1 protein-coding gene is annotated in these 1,407 nt (G+C 68.0%); it reads right to left on the reverse strand.

All coding sequences use genetic code 11. From position 1 onward, the window contains the following. Positions 1-125: 125 nt before the first annotated feature. Positions 126-1,349, reverse strand: a complete 1,224-nt coding sequence (locus PSU4_RS30865; RefSeq protein ID WP_373866117.1) for an IS701 family transposase — start codon at positions 1,347-1,349, stop codon at positions 126-128. Between the last annotated feature and the right edge of the window lie 58 nt (positions 1,350-1,407).

A 1,407-nucleotide genomic window follows, 5' to 3' on the forward strand; every position in this document is an offset into this window, starting at 1 on the left:
TACTCCAGCCGCAGTTCGTTAAGTATGTCGTTCGCGGCGGCGGTAGTGGGCTTCGCGGGCTCGGTGTTGGTGTCGGCGTCGCCAGGTGGACCAGGCCCATCGCAGGGTGTGGGTGGGGATGTGGGTCAGAGGTGCCAGGAGACGTCGGATCTCGGCGAGGGTGAGCGCGATGAGGCCGCTGCCAGGTCTTTTGGGGCGATCGCGGCGGTGACCGAGAGGTAGGCGTGGGCGAGCAGGGCGAGGGTGATGTGGCGGTACCAGGCGTCGTAGCGGCGGACTTGGTACTGGTCGAGTCCGACTTCGTTCTTCGCGGTCTGGAAGCATTCCTCGATGGCCCAGCGGGTCCCGGCGACTCGGATGAGGTCGTCGTCGGTGGTGCCGGGTGGGCCGGCGCACAGGTAGTAGGCCAGCTCGGGTTCGACCCCGGTCTGGAGCTGGTCGGGGTCGAGGATCTGGCGGCGTACCATCAGCCATCGGCCCCAACCGGCAGGGGCGTTCTCCGGTGGATACAGCGTGGCCACGGCCCAGTCGTAGAACCGCTCGCCCTTCACCCCGGGACCGGCCGAACGCCGCTTCCACGCCTGTTCTGGGGCTCGGGCGACGAGGTCGTCGGCTCGGCGTGAGCCGGTCATCTGGGCGAGGTCGCCGTCGATCGACAACGGAATGGTCTGACTGCGAGGCACGGCAACGACGTAGCCGATCCGGCGCTGCTCGCACCAGGAGCGGAACTTGTAGTCCTGCCCGTAGGCCTCGTCCGCGGTCACGAAGGCCGCCGGAACTCCGGCATCGAGGGCGCGTCCGAGCATGTCCTTGGCCAGAGCGGTCTTGGTGGCGAACTCGATCTCGTCAGGCACCGCCGCCTCCCGGCAGCGTTCCCGATCACCGGTCCACGACTTGGGCAGGTAGAGCTCGCGGTCGATTAGGGTGCGCCCCTTACCAGTGGCATAGGCCAAGAACACCCCGAGCTGGCAGTTCTCCACACGCCCCGCAGTGCCGGAGTACTGCCGCTGCACACCCGCGGACTTGGTGCCCTTCTTCAGGAACCCGGTCTCATCGACGATCAGCACCCCGCCCGGCTCGCCGAGGTGCTCCACCACGTAGTCCCGCACATCGTCGCGCACTCCGTCGGCATCCCAGGTGGCGGCATTGAGCAGGCGCTGCATCCCGTCCGGCGTCGCGTCCCCGGCGACCTCGGCCAGCGTCCACCCGTTCTTCCCGGCCAGCGGCGCCAGCAACCCCCGCACATACGCCCACGCTCGCCGCCGTGGCTCCGCACGGAAGAACCGGCCCGCGACCAGCCCGAACAACCCGTCCAGGCCACCGGCCCATGCCTCGACATCCTCCGACAACTCCACAAGATCGAAGCCTATCGGGAGATCACATAACGAAGTGCGGCTGGAGTACTAG

Source organism: Pseudonocardia sulfidoxydans NBRC 16205, from assembly GCF_007989085.1.
Lineage (GTDB): Bacteria > Actinomycetota > Actinomycetes > Mycobacteriales > Pseudonocardiaceae > Pseudonocardia > Pseudonocardia sulfidoxydans.